The sequence below is a fragment of the Pseudomonas sp. ICMP 8385 genome (assembly GCF_002699915.1).
Lineage (GTDB): Bacteria > Pseudomonadota > Gammaproteobacteria > Pseudomonadales > Pseudomonadaceae > Aquipseudomonas > Aquipseudomonas gessardii.
The window spans coordinates 224,489-248,909 of record NZ_LKBY01000001.1; the positions used below are offsets into that span (position 1 = coordinate 224,489).

Consider the following 24,421-nt stretch of genomic DNA (forward strand, 5'->3'; position numbering starts at 1 on the left):
ATGAAAAAGTTTTTCAGCCTGCTCGCAACCCTACTGGTTCTGGCCCTGGCGATCTGGATTGGCCGTACCTTGTGGGTCCATTACATGCAGACCCCATGGACCCGCGATGGCCGGGTGCGCGCCGACATCATCAACGTGGCCGCCGACGTCACCGGCGAAGTGGTGGACGTGCCGGTGCGTGACAACCAGTTGGTGAAAAAGGGCGACCTGCTGATGCAGATCGACCCCGAGCACTACCGCATTGCGGTCAAGCAGGCGCAGTCTGTGGTCGCCTCACGCAAGGCCACCTGGGAAATGCGCAAGGTCAACGCCCACCGCCGCGCCGACCTTGATGCCCTGGTGATTTCCAAAGAGAACCGCGACGACGCCAGCAACATCGCCGACTCGGCCCTGGCCGACTACCAACATGCCCTGGCGCAACTGGAGGCCGCCGAACTGAACTTGAAACGCACGCAAGTCGTGTCTGCCGTCGACGGCTATGTCACCAACCTCAACGTGCATCGCGGTGACTATGCGCGTATTGGCGAGGCGAAGATGGCGGTAGTCGATAGGCACTCGTTCTGGGTCTACGGCTTCTTTGAAGAAACCAAGCTGCCCCATGTGAAAGTCGGTGATAAAGCCGACATGCAACTGATGAGCGGCGAGACCCTCAAGGGCCATGTGGAAAGCATCTCCCGCGGCATCTACGACCGCGACAACCCCGAGAGCCGCGAACTGATCGCCGACGTGAACCCGACGTTCAACTGGGTACGCCTGGCCCAGCGGGTGCCGGTGCGCATTCATATTGATGAAGTGCCGCAGGGGGTGTTGTTGGCGGCGGGGATTACGTGCACCGTGATCGTCAACCCGGCGCAAGACTAAAGAGCGGTTGGCATTTTTGCCGTGGTTTTACGCCGACGTTTGACCCTTAGCATGCTGGTGTAGCGGCGGTGGTTTCTTGTATTGAGGATAATCAGGCAGAACAGCGACTGAAGCAGGGGAAATAGCGCAAACAGAGTCACTGGGTGGCTACCCAAGTAGCCTGCCGAAAGCAGAGCATTCAGAGCAGCGACGCATGCCAGTAACGCAGGGCCTGAACGAAATCCCGCCACCATCAGGGCCAACCCGATACACATGACCAATACCAGCACCAGGCTCGCCATCACAGCGTATTCGCTAGAGAGATGGTTCATTCGGGCGTAATAAGACAGGCTGTGTGACAGGTTGCCTGAGATGCTGACTAAGTTCATCGATACCGCAGTGCCCACACTGAAAGCAAACCGTTGGGTGTAACCAAGCACTGTTCGTGGCTCTCGCACCGGATTAGGGTTATTGCTCATGGCTACCGAACTCCTCATAAATGGCTATGACGATGTGGTTAAGATTTCCAGAGACACTACTGCCTGCGACTGCTAGAGCGGCACCTATCTGATCGGCTATCTGAGTGAGAATGTCCTGGCGTAATTGGGTGTTGCTGTAGCGTTTGGGAAGTGTTCCGGCTAACTGCTTTAACCGGATTATTTCGCGAGGATGTCGAGGGTTTTTCAAGCGTAGGACTTCATCTGTGAGCTTTGCACGCTCTTGGCGACTCATGCCTCTGAGGATATCTGTCAGGTTGCGGCCCGTTGTTTTTTGGATCGTCATCACTGTTTTGACCGTGACAACCGTTGTACTACCTGCACCGACCAATGAAAGGCCATCCAATGCAGTACTCATCGCTTGATACCAACTCAGCGAGTCGTAATAGTCGTTCTTGGTGGGGTTAGTTAATTCCCTATATGTCCTCCATACACCGTTGATGCACTGTAAGCCGCTGGCGGCTGCGGCCGTATAGGCGATATGGGTAACGGCCAGGCTGGCTCCCCCACTTAATGGCGCAGATGCCACACCTATAGTCGCAACGGTTATTCCGATAATTGCTCCTGCGCAAGAAACGCTCATTCCCGCTGCTTCTATAAGTAGCTTTGACTCACGAGACGAACGGGCTGCCAACTCCGCATATTGGTTGGCCGTCATTCCACCTGACACTTCCCGCAAAATCACCCGCTTGGGCGTGATACTGCACAACGGCACAAACTCGCGCAGTACCGTCACCTGATAATCACTGCCGATATGCACCACCCCAGCCCCGACGATGGCGGGGTTGGCGTCAATGGTTCGATAGAGTTTTGGCAAGTCCAGCAGGCTGGTCAGTCGCTGGCGGGTTGCGGTGTGGGCGCCGGGCACGCCGCTGTTGAGAACATTCGTGAGCATCCATTCACCTTCCCCTGGGCAGAGGGGAAAGAGCCTGAAGACTGAGCCCGGCGAATGATGTCAGCTAGTTCGCGGATTGCTGTAGGAGCCGGCTTCTACAGGGGAGGGTTATTGGCCCTGGATATAGGTCTCATGCAGATGCCGCCACAGCAGCGCGCCACTGGCCTGTTGCTCGAACACCACGGTGGCCCGGCGGTCTGTCTGGGTGCCGCTGTGATCAACCTGATGCTCACGGTAAGTCAGCGTGGCACCGCGCGCATGGCGGTCGATGCCTGCCAGTTCACTCAAGGTGATTTTCAACCCGGGCCGCATGCCGCCCAGGCGAGTGAACAGGGCATGGACCCCGGCGGCATTGACCCGCGCGCCGGTAGCGGGGGCGATCATGCTGAACTCGGGGGAGAAGCGCGCCAGTAGAGTGTGCAACGTGCCTTCAGGGGCTGTGCCTGCAAACCATTGCTCGATCTCGATGTGGGTCTGGATCACTTCTGCAAAAAAATCGCTGTAGTCAATCATTGCGCAGGCTCGCTGGCTGGGTGAAGCAGCGCCCGTACCCTGGAGGCATCCAGGCGTAGCACTGCCAAGAGCGGCAGCAGTGTCAGGGCTGCCGCGATCGTGAAGGTCATGGTGAAGGAATCCGAGGCCGAGAGCACGGCGCTGAGTGCCGCCGCACCGAGGCAAAAGCTCAATTGTCGATTGATATTCCACAACGCGCTGGCGTGGCCCATGCGTTCGGTGGGGATATCCAGGAACGCCAGGGTCTGCGCGGTGCTGCTGCACAGGCTGCCACCCAGGCCCATCAGGGCATAGGCGCAGATAATCAGGGCGGGCTGGGCAGCCGTGAGCAGCAGGATGCCGCCACCTTGCAAGGCCATGCCGGCCAGCAGCAATGGCTTGGGCCCGCAACGGCTGAACAGTTGCTTGCCCAGGTAGATCGCCAGGGCTGAGGCCAGTGCCCACGGCAGCATCAAGGCCCCGGTGCGTGTCGCGTCGTATCCAAGGCCTCGCAGGTAGAGGATGGCGACCAGGCTGGTGCCGATAAACACACCGGGGATGAATAGATACACCAACATCGCTACCCGCAGCATCGGGCTACCGAGTTGTTTGAACAGGCTCCCCAGTGCCAGGGCCGGCCGCACGGTGGCGGGCACATCGGGTGTTATCCACAGCAAGGCCAGCAGCAGGGTCAGGAGGGCCAATGGCAGGTTGGCATAGAAGATCCAGCGCCACGACACGCTGTCGACGAGCAAGCCGCCCAGCGCCGGGGAGAGCGCCGGCACCAGCAGCGCCACCGACATCACTCGGGCTGTCAGTTGGTGGCGCTGCCCGGGGGCAACGTGTCGATACGCCAGGGCCTGGCCCACCGGTATCAGCAACCCGCCGCCCAAGCCCTGCAACAGCCGCCAGCCGATCAGCGCCTGGATCGACTCGGCCTGGCCCACCAGCACCGACGCCATGCCAAACAGCCCCAGGCTCGCGGCGATCAACCGCCGTTCGCCCACTGCTGCGGCGAGCCATACGCTCAGCGGGATAATCACGGTGAGGCCGAGCAGGTACGCATTGCTGATCCAGGCCAATTGCGTGACAGAGGCGTGCAGCTGCCTGGCGATATCCGGGTAGGCAACGGTGGCGACAAACATGTTCACCAGGTCCAGGGCCAAGCCCAGTAAAAAGATCCAGGCGACTTTCGAGGGATAGGTCATAGGGCGATCCGGCAGTTGAGGCGGGCAGGGTAGGCCGGTTGCAGGGCTTGGGATACACGGCTTTGCCTGTTAGTTTGTCAAAATAATTTTGACAAAGGGGGCCCTACGCCATGGTCAGCCTGGACCGATTCGATACTTTCAAGGCCGTGGTCGAGGCCGGCTCGCTGACCGCGGCTGCGGATCTGCTGGGCCAGACCCGTGCAGTGGTCAGTTTCAATCTCAAGCGCCTGGAAGCCGAACTGGGCGTTACCCTGCTGACCCGCACGACCCGCCAACTGGCGCTCACCGATGCCGGCGAGCGTTTCTACCTGCGCTGCACACGCATGCTCGAAGAGGCGCGGCTGGCGGTGGAAGAGGCCCGTTCTGAACATGCCCAGCTCAAGGGCACACTGCGCATCACCACCACCGTCGAATATGCGCTGGCGGTGGTCGCCCCGGCAGTGGAAGGCTTTCGCCGCCTGCACCCGGACCTCAATATTCACTTATCCACATCCTCCACCCATGCCGACCTGATTTCCGAGCGTTTCGACGTGGCGATTCGGCTGGGGCGCCTGCTGGACTCCAATCATCGGGCGGTGCAGTTATCCACCTATCAGGTATTTGCCGTTGCGGCGCCCGGCACGGGTACTGCTCATACGCTGGATGAACTTGAGCAACTGCCCAGGCTGGGGCATGGCCGCTTGACCGAACTGAGCGTGACCGATCCGGCAGGTTGTGAGCATCAATATCGCTCGGCTCCCAGTGCGCTGGTGGTTGACAGTGCCGCCGTGCTTCAAGCATTTGCCGTGCGCGGCCATGGCGTGGCGATTCTGCCGCAGTGGTTGGTGCAGGCGGACCTGGACGCAGGGCGGTTGGTGCGCTTGTTGCCGGATCATCGCTTCGCGCCCCAAGGGGTGTATGCGTTGTATCCGGACACGCGGCATTTGCCGCTTAAGGTGCGGGCGTTTATTGATTTTATGAAATAGCGCAAACCCTGTGGAAAGGGGGCAAGCTCGCCACCGTGATCAAAGTGTCCCACCCAGCCCAAACCGCTTCTTCAACACCGTCTCCAACACCCCCTTGGGCAGCAGTGCGGCCATCAACGGCAACGCCCGGCTGCCATTGCCCGAACGCAGCAGGCGCGGTGGTTGGCTCTGTTGCACGGCCTTGAACACATCCGCTGCAAACAGGCTGGCCGGGGTTGGTTTGTCCTGGGAGGCCTGGGAGCGGGCACGAATGCCATCACGCAATGGCCACCATGGCGACTTCTCGTTGATCAACAGCTCGGCTTGGGCGCCGGCGTTTTTTGCAAAGCTTGTATCGATAGCCCCCGGCTGCACTTCCATCACCCGCACGCCAAACGGCGCCAGCTCCATGCGCAATGCGTCGCTCAAGGCATGCACGGCGGCCTTGGAGGCGCAGTAGGCACCGGCAAACGGCGTGACCAGCACCCCGGACACGCTGCCGATATTCACCACCAGCCCCTTGCGCGCGCGCAGGGCGGGGAACAGGGCCTGGGTCACGCCGACAATGGCGAACACGTTGGTCTCGAACTGGCGCTGCAGGGCCTCGGTGCCGCCATCGAGCAGTGGGCCCATGGCGCCGTAGCCGGCGTTGTTGATCAGCACATCCAGCTCGCCGACGTGCCCGGCCAGTTGTGCCAGGGCCGGCCCGTCATTGACATCCAGTTGCACGGCCTGGAAGCCGGCAGCCTGGAGTGCCGCGACATCTTCAGGGCGGCGGGCGCTGGTCCAGACGTCGTAGCCTGCGGCCTTGAAGGCATCGGCCAGGGCACGGCCGATGCCGCTGGAGCAACCGGTGATAAGTACGTTGGGCATGGATCAATCCTTTGTGGTTGTTAGTCGCAGAAGCTGCCTTGCAGGTGCTCGGCGCGAAACTCCAGGGTTTGCGGGCGGTAGCCGGGGCGCAATGGCGGCACTGGCAGGCAGTCTTCCCAGGTGGCGCCGGCCTGCAACTCGCCGGGGCCGCGATAGCGTGGGGCGGCGTAGACGTTATCGGCCAGGTTCACCGTGTCACCCGGCGCGTAGGCGGCGACGCGCCAGCGCAGTTCGGTCAGGGGCACGTCATTGCCGTTGTTGAGCGTGAGCTGCAGGGGGCGGTCGGCGGGGCACTGTTCGGGGGCGTAGGTGATGCGCAGTTCCAGGCGCGCCAGTTGCGCGGCTTCGCGGTTGTCCAGCCAGACCACCCACAGCGCCACGCAGCCCAGGCCCACTGCGGCGGCGAGGGAGACTGGCAACGCCCTGGCCGGGTAGCGCAGCAACAGGATCAGCCAGGTGACGATCAGCAAAACGCCGAAAAACATGGGGGCAGCCTCGTGGAGAGATGAGCCATCGTACCGTTGACGGCATGCGGTTGCCTATCGGGTTGCGATTGCCCGCAAATGGACATTCCACGTTACCTTGGTGCGGGAATCAATGCTGTTGTTCGCCTCACAGATGTATATACAGCCACAGACTGACCTCCGTTGTTCTGCGGTTTTTTTATACATACCGAGAGCAAACCTCATGAGCTTATCCATACAAAACTTTTCTCTTCCTGCTTATCAGACCTTCGCTCCTGCCGACGAGAGCCGCCCAGTAACGTCTACCTCCACTGGGCAATCAACCCCCCGTGCAGGCAGCAGTGACCTGGACCACCGTAATGCGCTGACCCTGACACTGGCAGGGCTGGAGGAAGGCATTACCACGGGGCGTGTCTCCAATGAGCATATCCTCCCGGCCCTGCAGGCCGCCAAGGTACAACTGGCGCCCGATGCGCAACACTCGGGCCCGACACTGCAAGTCAGCCTTGCGCAATACATCACGGCCAATGGTTGGAGCCTTCCGCAAAACCGCGAGGAGCTTATCCAACTCAGGCAAACCCTCTCGTCCCTGGCGCCTACCAGCCCCTCGAATGCTTACGCCGTCATTACCGAGCGAGTCGCCAAGGCCAATGCCGAGAAAGCCAAATTCAAAACGGTGGCGTTGGGTACGGCTGCGGCATTTCCCGATGTGCGCAAAGAAGCCAAAAAGCGGGCGGAAGAGATTGTGTTCCAGTTGACCGGAACCCATGTGGACGCCGATAAGACTTATTTGAATCGTTTCAACGGCTCGCAATCTGCGGCAACCGTTACCGGTTGGGAACACATGAATGAGGAACCCTCTTCTTCAATCAGTTTGACCGATGCGGTATTGAAGAACTTTTCCGAGTCCGACGGAGTTCCCGGCAGCCTGGACTCGCAAGCGGGTTTGTATAAAGACGGCCCCGGGCAAAGTACAAAAGGCGGCTACGGCGCCCATAACCAAATCCCCCTGGCGCCGTCGAGCTTTATGAAGGCCCTCTGGGAGTCCGATTTCCAGACGACCATGTCGGGCAAAATCGACCGTTTCTGGAAAGGCCACGCCGAGGATTACCGCACCGTCCAGAAAGGCATATTCCTCTATAAGGCAAGCGCGCAACTCAAGTCCCAGGAAGCCAAGTTACCTGCCGAACGAGCGTTGCAGCCACCCGAGCATGAGTTCACCAGAAGCGACTATAGACGGCTGATGAAGGCGGTTACCGGTGAGGAAATCACTGAAGAGCAGCCCCTGACGGTCGAAAAATTGCAGGCAAAATCCCCGGTAACCGGTGATGTCCAGGCCCATGCATTCGATATCAATGGGTTCCAGTCCAGTGACATTGTGCGTTTTACCCTGCCCGGCGAGGGGCCCGCAAAATATGTCAACGGTCGCCCGGATGGCGTGCAGATTCTCTATATACCTGACGCCCAGCCGGCCTTCCTCAAATTCGCCTCGCTGGAAAAAATGGATCAATGGGTCAGCGATCAAGCCAAGACACCGCAGTCGCTCACAGCCCTGGAGTCGCACTTCTCGCTGGCGGATCGGCAGAACAGAGAGACCGGGGGGTTTGGCGGTGCCTTATTTACGGCAATCGTGCCGCTGATATCCCTGGCCCCTGATATCCGTCCTAAAAAAGGCCTTGATGCAACGTTGGAGTATCTCGGTACGGGAAGCGTCAGCAATCAGGAGGGCAACGTCATTGATCGCGGCAACTTCGCGATCAAGGGCGATGTGTTCAGTCACATGGCGGATCTAGGCCAGCAGCGCATGAAAGACGATGCAGACACCGCGATCAAATCCAACAGCGAGGTCACGCGTGACACCTGGCTCAACGATATCTCGGTCGGTGCCCAATTGCTGCTTAAACTGGCGCCGCTGGGGGCGCCGGTCGCCGCTGCCGCTGTCCTCACAGGCCTCACGGAAGTCGTGCTGGGCAGCGAAAAAGAGGCGTCGGGCGACACCCAGGCTGAACGTCATGACGGGGCATCGAAGACATTCGACGGGATGCTCAATACCTTGTTCTCTTCTATCGGTGTCGGCTCAGCAGCCGAAGATCCCTTTGCCCTGCCCAAAGAAGAGCCATTAGGTATTGACCCACCCCTCGAATCTGCACCCGAACCCGCATCTGGCCCTGGCGACATTGGTTCCGAGGCGTCCAATCGTCTGCAACCGTCACAAGCGGGCAATATCAGCGCCTACGCCGTTGAGGATGGCGAGTCATTGCTGGCCAAGAGTACGGTCAATACCAAAGGGATTTATCAATACAAGGACGAGACGGGAACCGATCGTTGGTTTATCCGGTATACCGATCAGTCAGGTGTTGCCAAGACGTATGAGGTCAGAAGCGATTTCAAACTCAGTGACAACTATGTCGAGATTATAGATCCCCAGACCCGTAAAACCGTCTTGACCGTCGAGGCGGATGCCAATAACGAATGGATCCCGAGCAGGACAGTGGGGGGCAACAAAAAAACCGGTAAGAACATGAGCGCGGGCCAAGAACGCCCAGCCGGGCAAGGCGCGCTGGCATCAAGCTCAACAGCGAATCAACCCTTGGCCAATCATCAGGATTGGCAATCGATAGTGGATTCGGGCACTTACAACGGCAAGCCGGTTTACATTCACTACACCAGCAAGGAAGGCGCCGAAGCGATTGCCCGCGAGCGCAGCATTAATGATTTGGCGCGTGGTGAAAGGCGCGCGGGTTCAAAGGGCGGCGTGTACGTTAACCCTCCAGGCCAGCAATTCAACAGTGAAAACGTTGAGACCCTGTTGTTTTTAGGGAATGAACGCTATGTGGGCAGTGGCGACTATATGGTGATCTTCAGCTCTGACCAGGCGCCCGTGGATATAGGCGCGGTCACGCAGGGCAGTCAGTTCCGTGAGCTCAAGATGGCCAAGGCAATCAAGCTGACGCCATCGAATTTTTTGTATTTGGGGCCGAACACCTTCAAGAACTATTTCGAGTAAAGGGGCAACGCTATGTGGGTGATCGCTGCCGTTGCGTGCCGTGGCACCCATAGAAAAAGCCCCCACCCAACCCACTGCGGATAGGGGACGCAATGGGCTGGGCGAGGGCTTTTTGTTCTGCGGTGTTACTGCGCGATGGTTTTCACCGACACACCACGCTCAACCGGGGTCGAGCGCCCGTAGATATCTTCAAAGCGCTCGATATCGTCCTCGCCCAGGTAGCTGCCCGATTGCACTTCGATGATTTCCAACGGGATCTTGCCCGGGTTGCGCAGGCGGTGCACCGAGGCAATCGGGATGTAGGTGGACTGGTTCTCGCAGAGCAGGAACACGTTCTCGTCGCAGGTCACTTCGGCGGTGCCGCTGACCACGATCCAGTGTTCGGCGCGGTGGTGGTGCATCTGCAGTGACAGGCACGCGCCCGGCTTGACCGAGATGTGCTTGACCTGGAAACGCCCGCCCATGTCCACCGAGTCGTAGGAGCCCCACGGGCGGTAGACCTCGCAGTGGTTCTGGGTCTCGCTGCGCCCCTGTTCGTTGAGGGTGTTGACCATCTGCTTGACGCCCTGGACCTTGTCCTTGTGGGCAATCATCATCGCGTCCTTGGTTTCCACCACCACGATGTTTTCCAGGCCGATCACCGATACCAGCTTGCCGTTGCCGTGGATCATGCAGTTCTTGCTGTCCTGGATCACCACGTCGCCCTTGGTCACGTTGCCGTTGGCGTCCTTGTCGTTGACCGCCCACAGCGAGGCCCAGCAACCCACGTCGCTCCAGCCGGCGCTCAGCGGCACCACGCAGGCGCGCTGGGTTTTTTCCATGACCGCGTAGTCGATGGAATTGTCCGGGCAGCAAGCGAAGGTGGCTTCGTCGAAGGTCACGGTATCGGCGGTCTGCTCGCTGCGCTCCAGGGTCAGCACGCAGGTGTCGTAGATGTCCGGGTCGTGCTTTTTCAGCTCTTCGAGGAAGCGGCTGGCGCGGAACAGGAACATGCCGCTGTTCCAGAAGTAACCGCCGCTCTTGACGAACTCGACAGCGCGTTTTTCATCGGGTTTTTCCACGAACTGCTGCACCCGGCTGACGCCTTCGGGCAGCAGTGAATCGTTGGTGGACTTGATGTAGCCGTAACCGGTTTCCGGGCGGGTGGCCGGCACGCCGAACAGCACCATCTCACCACGCTCGGCGGCCACGGTGGCCAGGGCCAGGGCGCGTTGCAGGGCTTTCTGATCGTCCAGTACATGGTCGGCCGGCAGCACCAGCATCAACTCGTCACGGCCTTCGTTGACCAGCATCATCGCGGTCAGGGCCACGGCCGGCGCGGTGTTGCGCCCGAACGGCTCCATCAGGATGCGCTGGCTTTCCAGCTTACGGGCGCTCAACTGCTCGTTGACGATAAAGCGATGGTCCTTGTTGCAGACCACGATCGGGCTGTCCATGCCTTCAAACACCAGGCGTTCCAGGGTCTGCTGGAACAGCGTGTGCTCGCCGGTCAGGGCCAGGAACTGCTTAGGGAACTGTTTACGCGAAAGCGGCCAAAGACGTGAGCCGCTACCACCGGAAAGGATTACTGGGATCATGGGTGTTTCTCCTTGAATCGATTTGGGTCAGAGCTACGAAGGTTTGTCGTTTCACTCTTGTTTTTGTCTCGGTCCTGAGTCGAAACGCGGACAGTGTGGGAGCTGGCTTGCCAGCGATAGCGCCTTCAAGACCGCCATCGCTGGCAAGCCAGCTCCCACAAGGGGATGTGTCAACTCAGGGAAATCATCAGCGGGTCGACACCGGGCGCTTGACCCACACCGGCGACAGGCTCGCACCGGAGCCCATGACATACAGCACCGCCGCTTCACCGCGTTCCAGCGCCACCGGCTTCACGTCGCCGACCTTCTTGTCGCCGTCGTACAGCGCCAGGCTGACCTTCACCGGGTTGATCTCGCGCTCGCCACGGCCCTTGGCGGCCACGGCCTTGACCACGTCGGTCTTGCCGTCGGCGGTCTTCAGGGTCAGGGCCTTGTCGCTGAGGTTCTGCACGCGCACCAGGGATTTTTGCTTGTTCTTGAACGGCGGTTCTTCGATCAACTGCGGCTGGCCAGTGCCGCTGTTGACCAGGGTGTAGTAGTGATCGGCGGCCAGCTTGACCGTGACGTTCTGGCTGCCGACCTTGGCGCTGTAGTCGCCGCCTGGCAGGAAGCTGAAGTCACTGCTGGCCAGCGGCGCGACGTCGCTCAGCGCGGTGTTGCCGACGCTGGCGCTGACTTCCTGGTTGCTGGCGTTGAACAGGCGCACGAAGCTGGAGCCTTTCGGCGCGACAGGGCCGTAGAGGGCGGCGTCGCCGGCGGAGGCGGACATTGATACGACGCTCATGCCGATGGCCAGGGCCAGGGGCTTGGCGAGACGACGCGCAGTTGTAGTGAAAGTCATATGAGTTACCTCTCTTTCAGTTTTGCGCCCGGTCGGGCGTCTCGGATGTTTGGTGGTTACTGGCCATGTTTTGTTGGCGCGTACCGGCTTGTTTGAGTTGCGCGACCCACTTGGGGTCGGCCTCGCCGATTTCGTTGTTCACAGGCAGATAGCGTTCCGGAAACTCCCAGATCAGCACTTGCGGCGGGCTGTTCTTGAAGTCAGCGCTTTTCAGGTAGCTGAGCATCGGCAGGATCGGGCCGTGGCCGTCTTCGGAGTAGTTCACCACGTCGCTGCCCAGGGCTTGCTTCAGGGCGCCGACGAAGTTCCAGTTGGGGTTGGCGCTGTAGCTGGTGCCCACCAGGGCCACCGGCATCTCGCTGTCGGCAAACAGCGCATCGTCGCCCGCGGCCTGGGCTTGCACGGCGTGGGTCACGCGTTTTTGCAGGGGCTCCTTGGGCGGCATCAGGTTTTCAAACAGTGGGTCCAGGGGCAGGAACAGGCGCAGGTCGCCGCTGTGGGGGACGATGCCCTCGGCGTCGGTGACAAAACGCTGGGGCTCGCCACTGAGCAGGGTCTTGGCGTTGATCACACGGGCCAGTTGCTTGGCGGCGACTTCGGCGCCCTCCGGGGTCCAGTGGGTGTCGGTGCGCAGGAACACTTGCTGGCCATGCAGCTTGGCTTGTTGCAATGGGCCCAGCAGGTCAGGGGCGATGATCTGGTCGGCGGCCACCCGGGCATGGAAGTCCTGGTAGAGCCCGGCATGAATGCTCGCCGGCTGCACGTCGCCCAAGTGCTCGGGGTACAGACGCACCTTGGCCGGGACAATCGCCATCACCAACTGCACGCCCTTGGCCTTGAGGGCCTGGCGCACGCCTTCGACCAGGGCGTAGTTGTCTTGCAGGTTCTGCTCCTGGTTGACGGCGGGGTTGAACTCCTCGTCGCTGTACAACCAGTGGTCGCGGCCCAGCACCACGCCGGGACGGCCTTCGTTGAACAGCTTGTAGTCCAGGGCGGCCCACAGGTTGGTGCCCAGGCGCTTGATCGGGAACTCATCGTCATAATGGGTCTCGACCGCCTTGGCCCAGCGCCCGTTGAGCACGGTGGCGTCGGCGTGGGTGCTGAAACCGAAGAAACTGCGTAGCGACCACGCGCCCAGGGCCACAAGCAGGGCCATGAACAGCGCGGCGTAGAGGATGCGGAATGAACGGGTCATGGTCGGCTCCCTCAGAACTGGAAGTAAAGGAACGGCGAGAAGCTTTGCGCCGAGAGTTTCAGGATCGACGCCACGAACAGCAGCAGGATCAGGGCGCGCATGGCATAGCGTGGCCAGTCGGCGGTCCAGTAGGCCGGTTGCACGGCGGCGTTGCTGCCGACGCTGAAACCAGGCTCCTGGATACTGCCGGGGTTATCCCCAGGCACGGCCTTGATCAGGCTCGGGTCAGCCGGCTTGGCCTTGTCGGCCGGGCGATTGCTGTAGAAGTCGCGCAGGCCGAAGAACGCCAGCGTGGCGTAGGCCACCACCATGGTCGCCACTTGCAGGCCGGTGAGGTTGGCGCGGTTGAGTTCCGACAGCGACCACTCGCCAAAGCTGAACATCGCGCCGTACATGCGCCCGGCGACGTGCAGGTTTTCGGCACGGAAGATCACCCAGCCCATCACCACCAGCAGGAAGGTGAAGGCCCAGCGCACCGGGTTGAAGCTGCGGGGCGAGGTGTTGAGGCCGATGGCTTTTTCAATCGCCAGCCACATGCCGTGCCAGGCGCCCCAGACGATGTAGGTGATGTTCGCACCGTGCCACAGGCCACCGAGCAGCATGGTCAGGAACAGGTTGCGGTAGGTGGTCAGCGTGCCTTTGCGGTTGCCGCCCAGGGTGATGTACAGGTAGTCGCGCAGCCAGGTAGACAAGCTGATATGCCAGCGCCGCCAGAACTCGGTGATCGATTGGCTGATATAGGGTTGCTTGAAGTTTTCCATAAAGCGGAAACCCATCATCAAGCCCAGGCCGATGGCCATGTCGCTGTAGCCGGAGAAGTCGAAATACAGCTGCGCGGTATACGCCAGCGCGCCGAGCCAGGCATCACCGGTGCTGGGGTTTTGCAGGGCAAAGCAATGATCGGCCACCACCGCCAGGGTGTCGGCGATAAACACCTTCTTGATAAAACCCTGCATGAACCGCGTGCAGCCCTCGGAGAATTTATCCAGGGTGTGGGTGCGGTTGTTGAACTGGTCGGCCAGGTCGCGAAAGCGCAGCACGGGGCCGGCAATCAGGTGCGGGAAGATCGCCACGAACGCCGCAAAATCGATGAGGTTGCGGGTGGCCGGGGTATCGCCGCGGTACACGTCGATGATGTAGCTGATGGACTCGAAGATGTAGAACGAGATCCCGATCGGCAACAGCACGTGGGTCAGGATAAATGGCTCCAGGCCCGCCGATTTCATCATCAGGTTGATGCTGTCGACGCCGAAGTTGGCGTACTTGAAGTAGCCGAGGATGCACAGGTCGACCGCCACGCCGAGCAGCAGCCAGCGCTGGGCCGGCTTGGTGCGTACGCCCGCGGCACCGACCTTGAGGCCGATCCAGTAGTTCCACAGGGTCACGGCGGCGAACAGCGCCAGGAAGTCCACCCGCCACCAGGCGTAGAACACATAGCTGGCAATCAGCAGCAGCAGATTGCGATAGCGTTGCCCGCTCAAATAGTACAAGCCGAGAAAGATCGGCAAGAACAGAAACAGGAACACATTGGACGAGAAAACCATCCCGATCTCTCCATGTTTAACCAACAGTCAAGGGCCAACGGCCCCCCCAAACCCCCCACGAACAAACGGGGAGGGCGATCGTTCCCACGCTCTGCGTGGGAATGCCTCTTGTGACGCTCTGCGTCACGCTGTGGGACGCAGAGCGTCCCGTGCTGCATTCCCACGCGGAGCGTGGGAACGATCAGCGGCCATACGCCGGGTCGTAGACCTTGGTCAGGTCGCCACCCAGGCGGAAGGTCTTGAACGGCTGCATCTCATGCTTGCGCTCCAGTACGTCCGGGGCGCAGGTGTAGAGGGTGCAGAACGGTTCGAGCCAGGCGAATTTCGCGTCCTGCTCCAGGTCCTGCATGTCCTGCTCCTGGCCGTTCTTTTGCTCGAAGAGCTCTGGATCCTTGGCCCCGGCCAGCACCTTGTCGCCCAGGCGCTTGAGCGCGCCGTTATTCTCACCGCGCACATCCACACCATTGACCAGGGCGAAACTGGCGATCATCGCCAGTGGCGGCAGGGCGTAGTTGTGATAGGCCAGGGCCCGTTGCTGGCGCTTCAGTTCGTTGGGCAGGTAGCCCTGGTCATCCACCTGGTTGACCCCGACCTTGTATTCCTTGACTGCCCAATCGAACAGATCGCGCCGGTTGGTGGCCACGGACGTAGCCATCACCGACCAGGCGGCCCAGTACGAATGGTTGTTGGTTTTTTCCAGGGGCAGGTTGTCCCAGTCGCTGACCACTTGCTCGGCCAGTTTGTTGAACCAGGCTTCGATCAGCTGCGATTGCTGCGGGTACTTGGCCAGCGGTTGCGACTCGGAAAACTTCAGGCGCACATAGGCCGACGCCATGCTGCCCAGCGCCCATTTGCGCATCGACTTGCCGGTGTGGTTGAAGTCCTTGGACAGCAACGCATCGGCCTTGGCCCAGCTCGCCAGCCAGTCCAGGGTGCATTGCAATTGCTCTGGGCGCCCGTCGCGCATGAACTGCATCACCCGCTTGCTGGTGTCTTTTTCCAGCTTGGTGATATCGGCAGTGCTGTCGCGAAAGGCTTTTTCCGACTGCACATTCAGGGTCGAACGGGCTTTATCGGAGCCTTCGTACTTGCTGCGAAACTGCAGCGAGCCGGTATAGGGCGCCGGCATGGCGTCGCAGTCGCTCTTGAAGTCGCCGGTCTTGAACGCTTCAATCGGTGCGAAATAACCCTGGGGCGGGCGCAGCGGCGCGGCGGCGTTGACGTGACCTGCAAACATCGCCAGGCCCAGCAACGTGGGAATCAATAACTTCTGCATAGGTAACCTCATTGCCCAAGTTGCGCGGTCTGCTGACCGCCGCTTGGGAATACGTTGCGTGTGCAAATTTTCGCTTCGACTTTCTGCGCCGCAGCGCCCGCTTCGGGGCCCTGCACTTCCACGGCCAGCAGGTTCTGCGAGGCCCAGTCTTCATCGGTGCGCAGTTCAAAGGCGAAACGCCCGTCGGTCTCGGCTGTTTCGGGCTTGTCGATCTTGATGTCCTCGTGGCGCCCGTTCATGTACCAGAGGGTGGCTTGCAGGGTTTTCACCGAGGGATCGGCGAAGCGAATGTCGACCTGATGACGGCTGTTGCGCAGGTCCATGTTCTTGCTGTTGACCATCAACTCGTTCTTGCCCGGCTTGAGGGTGGCGCTGGCGCTCATCTGCGCCGGCTTACCCTCACAGCCGTTGTCGAGCAGGGCCATCATCTGGCGGTAGGTGGTTTCCTGGTCGAGGCGATACAGCGGCGAGAACTCCCAGATCAGAATCTTCGGCGGGCTTTTCTGGAACTCTTCGCTGCCCAGGTACTGGATCATCGAGCCTTCCAGGCCGCCGCCGGGGAAGGCGACGTTAAGGATATCGGCACCGATTTCCTGTTCCAGGAACCCGGCGAAGTTGTAGTTCTTGCCACTGTGGCTGGTGCCCACCAGGGTGATCTGCGGGTTGCCGGAATCGCCGAACAGGTCGCCATCCGCCGCTTCGCCCTTGGGTTCGGTGCTGAACTGGTCCATGTACTGGATCGCGTAGCTGGTGCCACACAGCTGCCCGGCCATGTTGTGCAGGGTGCCGGTCTTGCCCATGCGCCCGGATTTCTTGGTCTCGAACTCGCGCTGGGGGATCCCGGCGAACTCGGGCATGGCGCGTACCTTGGCGCCGACGATTTTCGCGGTGCGTTGGGCGCCATACGGGGTCCAGTGCTGGTCGCCACGGAAATAGAAGTCGTGGGCCGGCAGTTCGTCGGGCAATTGCTCATTGGCCAGCGGCGACAGGTCCGGCACCACATAGCCCATCTTGGCAAAACGCCCGAGCATGTTCTTGTAGTTGCCCAGGGCCTTGTCGAAGTCAAAGCGGGCTTTTTCCGCCGGGTTGAGTTTGTTGCGGTTCACCAGGCCACGGGTCGGCTGGTAGACCAGCACCAGTTCCACGCCCTTGCTCTTGAACGCATCGTGCAGTTGCTGCATGCGTTTGTAGCCGGCCGGGGTGGTGTCGAATTCGGTGCGTAGGTCTTCCTGGGTACGGAACAGCCAGTCGCCCTGGGCCTGTACCAGGGTGGTGAAGTTCTGCTGGTAGCGGGTGGTGTAGTTCTTGGCGTCGTGAGCGGCGGGGCACAGGTTGCAGCACGGCTCGGCGGTAAAGCTCGGCGCCTTGGCTTCATCGGCGCGCGCGCCGCTGCTGGCGGCCAGGATGCCGAGGGTCAAACCCGAGAGGCTGAGCAGCTTGATCATGTGTGGGTGCATAAAGGTCATCCTCAGTCCTGCAGTTGGGTCTGGCGTTCGACAGGGTCGATCAGCACGGCTTTCTGTTGGCGCACCAGCAGGTCGAGAATTTCATCCTGGCGCTCGCCGAGAATCCCCGAGAAGCTGATGCCACTGGATTTGGTCGGGGCGAGCATCGACACGCGAAACAGCTCGATGCTCAAGGGCGAGTCGATGGACAAAGGCCCGCTGCCATTGGCCGCCAGCTCGCCGCCGACCACGATCAGCGAGACCTGGGCGTCGAACGGGTCGAGGGCGATATCGCGGTCGGTGTCGGTCAAGTCCTTGATGTGCCCGTAGACCCCGGTCAGGCCGTTGGCCATGGCGATGTTTTCGTACAGGCGGATATTCACGCTGTTGCGCACGCGGATCCCGTGGCGCCGGTTGCTGATCACCTTGTTGCCCCACAACAGGTTGTCGCCGCTCTCATAGAGGGTGATGCCGTCGGTGTGGTTGCGGTAGATCTCGTTGTCGGCGATCAGGTTGTTCACGCTGTTACGGTCGATCACCAGGCCCGACAGCTTGTTGTCGTAGCTGCGGTTGTTGAAGATGAAGCTGTCGTTGACCTCACGGGAAATGATGATGCCGTGCTTCTTCTTGGTGCCGTACACGGTATTGTCGGCAATGATCAGGCCGTGGGAACGGTCGTGGGGGTCGATGCCGTAGACGATATTGTCTTTGTAGGTGCTGCCCTTGATCACAAAGCCGGTGGTTTCGTAGCAGTAGAAGCCGTACCACATGTCCGAGAACTCGGAATCGACAATCCAGCCGGTGGGCTCCGGGCGCTTGAGGACCTTGGCCATGTTCGGCGTGTACTGGGAAATACTCACGCCGTAGGACTTGCTGTTGGCGTAGCCGAAGCTGGCCATCTTGCTGTTGACGATATAGGTCTGGGTGCCGCCCCAGGCCAGCAGGAACGGGCGGAATTCCGTGGGCGAGCGGAAGGTCGCCGGGCCGTTGCTCTTCTCGCGCCAACCGGTGATCTTGGTGTCGCGCACAAACAGCTGGCCGTCGTTGACCAGGAACGCGCCGGCCTCCTGGGACAGGCGCAATTCCTGGGTCTGCCGGTCGATTTCGAGGATGCCTTTTTCGCCGACCACAATCGGCAGCCTGGCCAGGAATACGCCGGGCGAGGTTTCGCTCAGGTACTGCTTGGGCACCTTCTGGAGCAAGTCCTTGAGGTTCATGTAGCCGTCGTCGATAAAGATCGCCTGGGGGATACCGTGCTGGCGCACCACCCATTCGGCCATCTTGTTGTCGCCGCCGATAAAGTCCTTGAGGGCGTTTTCCTGCATCATCCGGCGCACGCTGACCTTGCCGGCCTTGTTGCGTACGATTTTCTTCGCCACGGCTTGTGCGGTGTAGCCCGACAGGTCCGGCAGCGCCGGCTTGGCCAGCTCCAGCGGCGCAGTGGGCGGGCTGGTGATGGTGTAGGTCTTGGCCTGTTGCAGTTCCTTGGCGATGGTGGGCGCCTTGACCTGCGGCTCGACATTGGCAAAGGCCGGGGCGCACGCCAGCAGCATTGCCGCCGCGAGCAGGGCCGAGCCTTTGAGGGCGTGAGGATTCATTGCGCAGGCTCCCATCAGAAGCGCCAGACTACGTCGACAAAGGCGCGGTGCATGTACGAGTCGACTTGCTTGCCATAGGCATCGCCCGGCTTGAACACGCCGCCACGAAAGCGCACCAGGGCCGACGGTTCGTCGATCGACTGGCTGAGGGCGGCGGGCAGCAGGCCTTTCTTGAAGTACTTGGTGACCACCAGGTCCATCTCCTGGCCGAGGTCTTTCTGACCGTCTTGCAGAGGCAGGGAGGCGCTGGACAGCACGGCGCCGGTGACATCGTCGTAGTTGTTCTGCACCGCATCGATGCCATTGCTGCCCACCGGCTGGTTGCCGTCCACGCGCCAGAACTTGTGGTAGACCAGGCTGGCGTCGTAGTCATCGCGCAATTGCCAGGAACCGAACAGGCTCATGGACTGCATATTGTTCATTTCGCCGCGAAACGCCTCGCCAAAACGATGCACCCGCGATTGCGTACCGGTGAAGTTCGAGCGGTTGCTTTGCAGGCCGTTCTGTTCGTAGTCGGCGCTGGCGCGGGCATAGGCCGCCCCCACTTGCCACTGCGGGTCGAGGCGCAGGCGCACGCCGAGGTCGGTAGCCCAGCCATCTACATCGGTGTTGCGCTTGGCGCTGGCCGGGCGGCTACCGTCGGCGTTCAGGGCGTTGACATTGCTGCGCTCGCCCTGCATGCCGGTGACGCTGGCCCAGTAGTTGACGGTGTTGGTGTTGCGCCAGTTATAGGCGTCGCTGTTGGCTTCCAGGCCGAGCCAGGTCAGGTCGCCGTTCTGGCGCTTGTCCAGCGAGTCGGTGGCCACGCCCGGTTGCGGGTAGTCGAGCTTGCCGTCATCACGGGTGTGATGACCGCGCACGCCGACCCAATGCCCCGGGGTCCACTGGTAGGCCGCGTCGGCGTAGAAGTGCCGGCGGTCCTTGTCTTCGGGGGACAGCTCCTTGAGGTCGGTGCGGTATTCGCTGAAGCGCTCGGCGACGCCGATATTGGCCTTGAGCAGGGTGGTGTCGAAGGTCCAGTTCAGCGCTTCGATATTGGTATCGCGCCATTGCCCGTCGTTATTGCGCAGGCGCTGGCGACCGAGCTTGAGGATCTCGCCAGGGTAGGGCGTGAAGCCGCTGTAGCCGACCCAGAACTCGCGCAGGGCCAGGTAGTTCTTTTTGCTCTTGCGGTCGTTGTTGCTCGATTGCTCGGTGGTGTCGCCATCGGACTGTTGCAGGGTGTCGGTCTCGATGATGTCACTGGACGTCACCGCCTGGCCCATGGCGTAGGCGCTCCAGGCGCCGCGTTCACCGTAGATCCACGGGCGCACATCCAGGCCGATACCGTTGACGTCGCCGCCGCGCTGGGTGCCGAGGTCGCGGTCATCTTCGGACTGGCCGGTGATTTTCACTTCCAGGCCGAAGTTCTGGTCTTCGGTCAGCGCGGCCAGGGTCGGGCACGACCACAGTAGGGCGAAGGACAGGCCAATGCCGGCCTTGACGAATGGATTGAGTTTCATAGGGCTTCCTCGCCGTCTTCTTGCAGGGCGTGCAGTTGCAGCGTGCTTTGGCTCAAGGCGCCACGGGCGGCCAGCTCTTGTTGCAGCAGGCGCTGGCCTTCGGCGCGCTGGGCAGGCGGCAGTTGTTGTTCGAGTTGCGCGGCCAGTTCATTGGCCTGCGGGGTGTTTTGGATCTTCGCCAGTTGGCTGAACACATAGGCGTTGAGCGGGTTGGGCTGGGTGCCCTTGCCTTGGGAAAACAGTTGGGCGATAGCAAAGTCGGCGCTGTTCTGGCCGTTGCGCGCGGCGGTCAGCAAGTGATCCAGGGCCTTTTGCGGGTAGACCTGGCCCAGGTAGCCACGGCGGTAAATCTGCCCGAGGTAGTAATCGGCGGCCACTTCCTGGCCCTGGGCTTTCTGGAAGTGCGCTTGCGCGGCCTTGGCATCGGCCGGCACCCACTTGCCTTCGTAGTACAGCTTGCCCAGCAGCAATTCGGCTCGGGGCTGGTCGGCGGCGCGGCCGTTGTCCAGGTACTGCATCATCTGCTCGACGTCGCCCAGTTCCGGGAAGTCGTAGAGCAACTGCGCGAGGCTGACCCAGGACGCGGGGTAGCCAGGGGCGATTTTTTCCAGCAGGGCCTGGGCGGTCTTTTCGTCGGTCTTGCCCAGTGAGGTATCGCCCAGCACCCGGGCCACACTGTCGACCCGCTGGGCACTGACAGTGCCCCGGCTGTAGTCGGCTTGCAGCTGCTTGAGCAGTTCGGCCTGTTGCTCCGGCTGCCCGCGCTTCTGGTAGACGGTGGCCAGTTCGACGTAGCAGATATCGGTGCTGCTGAGCGCGGCCTGGCAGATTTTTTCCACGTCATCGAGGTGCTGGTCGTAGGTGCCCTGGGTGCGATACAGCAGCACCTGCGCCAGGCCCGCTTCCGGGTAGCCGGCGGTGCGCCAGGTATCGATCTGCTGCTGCGCGTTGACGCTGGGGAAATCATGGGGGTATTGCAGGTACAGCATGGCCAGCGGGATCAGGGTGTTGCCTTCGCCATTGGCAAAGGCTTTTTTCAGCAGGCCTTCGGCTTCGCGATGCTCGGCTTCGGTGGCGCCGGGCTTGGCCACCAGCAGGCGACCGAGACGGGCCTGGGCGCGGGGCGATGTATCAGCCGCTGCGCGGTAGGTGGCTTCGGCCTGCTTGATCTGCGCCGGGTCGCGGCTGCCCACCTGGATATCCGCCAGGCCGACCTGGGCTTCGCTGTAGCCCAGCTCGGCCAGTTGCTGGTAGTTCTGCGCGGCGGTGGCGGTGTCGCCACGCTTGAGGGCTTCATTGGCCAGGCGCTGGTCGGGCAGGCCGGCGCAACCGGCCAGTGTGACGGCCAATGCCAGCAGCGCCACAGGACGCATGTGCGGGCGCGCTTTTGTGGGAGCTGGCTTGCCTGCGATGGCATCGCCGCGGTGTATCTGATGCACCGAGTCGATGCCATCGCGGGCAAGCCCGACTCCCACAGAACTGGGCTCCCACAGCGATTGCAGTGCTTTTAGAGTCGTCATGGTTACAGACCCGCAGCCATGGCTTTATCAATCAGCCAGTTCAGGGATGGGCCACGGTCGCTGGTCACTTCTACCGGGCGGCCGGCGTAGGCGCTGTCCAGCGGCGTATCGGGCTTGATCTGCACGCGGATATCCGAGGACAGGTCGGCGCTGTTGAGGCTGGTGCTGCTGACGATAGTGCCGGTGCGCACTTGTTCTTCATCGGCCACCTGGAAGTTCACGCGGGTGCCAGGGCGCACATCAGCGAACTGGCGATAGGAGAACCGCGCCTCGACATTCGCCTGGCTGCCGCGTGGCACCAGTTGGAAGATCACATCACCCTTGCTCGCGTATTGACCGTCGGCCACCCGTTGCTGGGCGACGATGCAGTCGCAGGGCGAGGTCAGGGTGCCGGTCATTTGCTTGCCGAACAGCTCTTCGACCTTGGCCGGTTGCAGTTGGTCTTCGTCCAGGTGGCCCTTGAGCACATCCAGCATGCTGGTGCTGAAGGTCGCCAGTGGCGCGCCTTTGGCGGCAACCCCGTTGTCCTTGATCAGGCTTTGCACGGTGCCGTCGCGGGGCATGGTCACGTTCATCCCCGGCACGCTGACCAGGCCGGCCTGGGCGTGGCTGACGAAGTACATGCCATACACCGACTTGAACACAAAACCGAACGCCGCCAGGCCCACCAGGAAGATCGCCAGGCTGAAGGTCACGGCGCGCAGGCGGCCAAAGGCGCTCATGCCGCTGCCGCTGTCCTTGACCTTGCGTGCCTTGGTGAAGTTGTCGCGCTGCAGGGTCGCCAGCACGTCGCCCATGGTCACGATATCGCCGGACAAGTGCGAAGTGATCAGGTGACGCAGTGTGGAAATATCCCGGGCATCCAGGTTCTGGAACTGGCAGCCGGTGCGGCCGGTCTGGCGGTCGTGGGAGCGCACCATCAGCTCCACGTCCATCGCCAGGCCGAGGTTGTCGATGACAAATTGCAGGCGGCCCTTGTGCACCTCGCCGACCTTCAGCGGTTGCTGGGCGGCATTGAAGGCCAGGCCGCCGGCGGACAGGTCGATGACCCGTACTTCCATGGGGGTGCGGTCGGCACCGAAGAAGCGCAGCTTGGCCGGGATTTTCACCCGGGCGTGTTGGCGCTGGGCTTCGGATTCGTGGACAACATTGGCGTTTACTTGACTGTTCATCAGGGCATTTCCTTAAGTTAATTCAGGCTTGGCAGGGTCAGACCATCATCAGCAACACGGCGACGAAAATGCTGCCGGCGGAGAAGGTCATGGTCCGAGACGACCAGGTGTTGAACCAACGCTGTGCGCTTTCCAAATCACGGGTCAGTTTGGTGTCCTGGCGGGTCCAGGATTGTTGATCGAGGCGGAAGAACACGTAGATCTTCACCAGCGCGCCCATGATCTGGTTGTAATAGAGAATCATCGGGTAGGCGGGGCCGATCTTGTGCCCCGAGCACGCCAGCAACAGAGTCAGGATCAGGCGGGTGATGCCGATCCACAGCAAGTAAACGAGGATGAACGCCCCGCCGTACTTGAAGGTGGCGATGATCGCCACGGTCAGGCCCAGCAGCGAGGTCCACATCGATACGCGCTGGTCGAACAGCACCACGCTGGTGAACAGGCCCAGCCGCTGCATACCCAGGCCCAGGGCCCGGGAGTTCTGGCGCAGGTTATTGCCGTACCAGCGGAACATCAGCTTGCGACTGGCCTTGATAAAGCTCTTTTCCGGTGGGTGCTCGACGGTGTTGATCGCCGCATCCGGCACGTAGAAGGTGTCGTAGCCCAGGCGCATCAGGCTGAACCAGCTGGACTTGTCATCCCCGGTGAGGAACTTGAAGCGGCCCAGGCGCCAGTGTTGCAGCGAGTCGCTTTCCACATCGGCGATAAAGCCGGGGTCGGTGACCACGCTGGCGCGGAACACCGACATGCGCCCGGTCATGGTCAGCACGCGCTTGGACAGGGCCATGGAACACATGTTGATGTGGCGCTGGGCGAAGCGCAGTTTGTGCCACTCGCTCATGATGTAGCCGCCGCGCACTTCGCAGAACTCGTTGGTGGTCAGGCCGCCGACATTGCCGAACAGCTGGAACCACGGCACGGTCTTGCGCACTACGCCTTCGGCGAGCACGGTGTCGCCATCGATCACGGCCACCACGGCGCGCTCGTCCGGCAGGTGGCGGGAGATCGCGCGGAAACCGAAGGCCAGGCCGTCGCGCTTGCCGGTGCCGGCGATCCGCACGAAGTCGAGCTTGACGTGAGCCGGTGGGTTCATCTTTTCCCAGAGGCTCTTGACCAACAGCTCATCGGACATTTCCACCAGCGAGCAGACCACGGTGGTGGGGAAACCACACTCGATGGCCTCGCGGATCACCGAGCTGTAAACCTGGGCGGTGGTCAACGCGTCGATCCGAAAACTGGTGACCATCAGGAACACGTGGGACGGGTCCGCCGCCTTGCCCAGCTTGCGCACTTTGCGCCGCAGGTGCGGGTAGACCACGTACAAAAACAGCATGCCGCGAAAGAAATGCGTAGCCCCCATCGAGTAGCGCCAGATACCCACGGCGCCAATCAGGAAAATGAAATTCTTCGACTCGGAGTCGAACGTACTCGCCGGCAACAGCAGGGCGAGTCCCATCAGCAGGCTCAGAAAGAACAGCCAGCCGGCGGATTGGAGCAGTACGTGTTTTAACGTGGACATAAGCGTCATCCG

At 61.4% G+C, this 24,421-nt stretch carries 20 protein-coding genes; 3 read left to right on the plus strand and 17 right to left on the minus strand.

Annotation, left to right across the window (positions count from 1 at the left end):
- On the plus strand, nucleotides 1-861 hold the full coding sequence (locus AO268_RS01095) for an efflux RND transporter periplasmic adaptor subunit (protein ID WP_099167653.1): 861 nt from the start codon (nucleotides 1-3) through the stop codon (nucleotides 859-861).
- Here the strand turns inward: AO268_RS01095 and AO268_RS01100 are convergent.
- The 4 genes from AO268_RS01100 to AO268_RS01115 form a co-directional block, all read right to left on the minus strand.
- Nucleotides 858-1,319: a hypothetical protein gene (locus AO268_RS01100; RefSeq protein WP_232243826.1), complete on the minus strand. Its 462-nt coding sequence runs from the start codon at nucleotides 1,317-1,319 to the stop codon at nucleotides 858-860. The genes AO268_RS01095 and AO268_RS01100 overlap by 4 nt on opposite strands.
- Nucleotides 1,309-2,232: an NAD synthetase gene (locus tag AO268_RS01105; protein ID WP_099167654.1), complete on the minus strand. Its 924-nt coding sequence runs from the start codon at nucleotides 2,230-2,232 to the stop codon at nucleotides 1,309-1,311. The genes AO268_RS01100 and AO268_RS01105 overlap by 11 nt, the downstream gene beginning before the upstream one ends.
- A 108-nt stretch (nucleotides 2,233-2,340) precedes the next feature.
- On the minus strand, nucleotides 2,341-2,745 hold the full coding sequence (locus AO268_RS01110; protein ID WP_099167655.1) for a DUF4440 domain-containing protein: 405 nt from the start codon (nucleotides 2,743-2,745) through the stop codon (nucleotides 2,341-2,343).
- Nucleotides 2,742-3,932 carry an MFS transporter gene (locus tag AO268_RS01115; protein WP_099167656.1) on the minus strand — a complete coding sequence of 397 codons (1,191 nt, stop codon included), beginning with the start codon at nucleotides 3,930-3,932 and terminating at the stop codon, nucleotides 2,742-2,744. Before AO268_RS01115 ends, AO268_RS01110 begins: the two co-directional genes overlap by 4 nt.
- Nucleotides 3,933-4,042: 110 nt before the next feature.
- Here AO268_RS01115 and AO268_RS01120 point away from each other — a divergent pair, with 110 nt between their 5' ends.
- Nucleotides 4,043-4,897 (plus strand): LysR family transcriptional regulator, encoded by an 855-nt coding sequence (locus tag AO268_RS01120; RefSeq protein WP_099167657.1) that lies wholly within the window; start codon nucleotides 4,043-4,045, stop codon nucleotides 4,895-4,897.
- A 39-nt stretch (nucleotides 4,898-4,936) separates the two neighbouring features.
- Here the strand turns inward: AO268_RS01120 and AO268_RS01125 are convergent, their stop codons facing one another.
- Complete coding sequence (locus AO268_RS01125; protein ID WP_076965125.1) at nucleotides 4,937-5,749, minus strand: SDR family oxidoreductase; 813 nt, start codon at nucleotides 5,747-5,749, stop codon at nucleotides 4,937-4,939.
- A 20-nt stretch (nucleotides 5,750-5,769) separates the two neighbouring features.
- Nucleotides 5,770-6,234 (minus strand): multidrug transporter, encoded by a 465-nt coding sequence (locus AO268_RS01130; RefSeq protein WP_076965126.1) that lies wholly within the window; start codon nucleotides 6,232-6,234, stop codon nucleotides 5,770-5,772.
- Between the two features lie 202 nt (nucleotides 6,235-6,436).
- Between AO268_RS01130 and AO268_RS01135 the strand changes: the two genes are divergently transcribed.
- Complete coding sequence (locus AO268_RS01135; RefSeq protein WP_141562762.1) at nucleotides 6,437-9,220, plus strand: dermonecrotic toxin domain-containing protein; 2,784 nt, start codon at nucleotides 6,437-6,439, stop codon at nucleotides 9,218-9,220.
- A 125-nt stretch (nucleotides 9,221-9,345) separates the two neighbouring features.
- On the opposite strand, the gene AO268_RS01140 is transcribed toward AO268_RS01135, so the two are convergent.
- The 11 genes from AO268_RS01140 to alg8 all read right to left on the minus strand — a co-directional run bounded on the left by AO268_RS01140 (nucleotide 9,346) and on the right by alg8 (nucleotide 24,418).
- Complete coding sequence (locus AO268_RS01140) at nucleotides 9,346-10,797, minus strand: mannose-1-phosphate guanylyltransferase/mannose-6-phosphate isomerase (protein ID WP_076965128.1); 1,452 nt, start codon at nucleotides 10,795-10,797, stop codon at nucleotides 9,346-9,348.
- A 187-nt stretch (nucleotides 10,798-10,984) separates the two neighbouring features.
- Nucleotides 10,985-11,638: an alginate O-acetyltransferase AlgF gene (locus AO268_RS01145; RefSeq protein WP_099167659.1), complete on the minus strand. Its 654-nt coding sequence runs from the start codon at nucleotides 11,636-11,638 to the stop codon at nucleotides 10,985-10,987.
- Nucleotides 11,639-11,654: 16 nt separating this feature from the next.
- Entirely contained in the window at nucleotides 11,655-12,833 is a 1,179-nt protein-coding gene (locus tag AO268_RS01150) for an alginate O-acetyltransferase (protein ID WP_099167660.1), read from the minus strand.
- Nucleotides 12,834-12,844: 11 nt separating this feature from the next.
- The gene (locus AO268_RS01155; protein ID WP_099167661.1) at nucleotides 12,845-14,377 is read right to left on the minus strand and encodes an MBOAT family O-acyltransferase; all 1,533 of its coding nucleotides are present in this window, start codon (nucleotides 14,375-14,377) and stop codon (nucleotides 12,845-12,847) included.
- Between the two features lie 181 nt (nucleotides 14,378-14,558).
- Nucleotides 14,559-15,653, minus strand: a complete 1,095-nt coding sequence (locus AO268_RS01160) for a mannuronate-specific alginate lyase (RefSeq protein ID WP_076965132.1) — start codon at nucleotides 15,651-15,653, stop codon at nucleotides 14,559-14,561.
- Nucleotides 15,654-15,661: 8 nt separating this feature from the next.
- Complete coding sequence (locus AO268_RS01165; RefSeq protein ID WP_099167845.1) at nucleotides 15,662-17,110, minus strand: alginate O-acetyltransferase; 1,449 nt, start codon at nucleotides 17,108-17,110, stop codon at nucleotides 15,662-15,664.
- A gap of 11 nt (nucleotides 17,111-17,121) precedes the next feature.
- On the minus strand, nucleotides 17,122-18,711 hold the full coding sequence (algG, locus tag AO268_RS01170; protein ID WP_099167662.1) for a mannuronan 5-epimerase AlgG: 1,590 nt from the start codon (nucleotides 18,709-18,711) through the stop codon (nucleotides 17,122-17,124).
- Complete coding sequence (locus tag AO268_RS01175) at nucleotides 18,711-20,198, minus strand: alginate export family protein (RefSeq protein WP_099167663.1); 1,488 nt, start codon at nucleotides 20,196-20,198, stop codon at nucleotides 18,711-18,713. Before AO268_RS01175 ends, algG begins: the two co-directional genes overlap by 1 nt.
- A complete protein-coding gene (gene algK / locus AO268_RS01180) occupies nucleotides 20,195-21,571 on the minus strand; it encodes an alginate biosynthesis TPR repeat lipoprotein AlgK (protein ID WP_099167664.1) in 1,377 nt (458 codons plus the stop codon). Before algK ends, AO268_RS01175 begins: the two co-directional genes overlap by 4 nt.
- Nucleotides 21,572-21,720: 149 nt before the next feature.
- Nucleotides 21,721-22,890 (minus strand): alginate biosynthesis protein Alg44, encoded by a 1,170-nt coding sequence (locus AO268_RS01185; protein ID WP_099167665.1) that lies wholly within the window; start codon nucleotides 22,888-22,890, stop codon nucleotides 21,721-21,723.
- Between the two features lie 37 nt (nucleotides 22,891-22,927).
- Nucleotides 22,928-24,418: a mannuronan synthase gene (gene alg8, locus AO268_RS01190; RefSeq protein WP_099167666.1), complete on the minus strand. Its 1,491-nt coding sequence runs from the start codon at nucleotides 24,416-24,418 to the stop codon at nucleotides 22,928-22,930.
- Nucleotides 24,419-24,421: the final 3 nt, after the last annotated feature.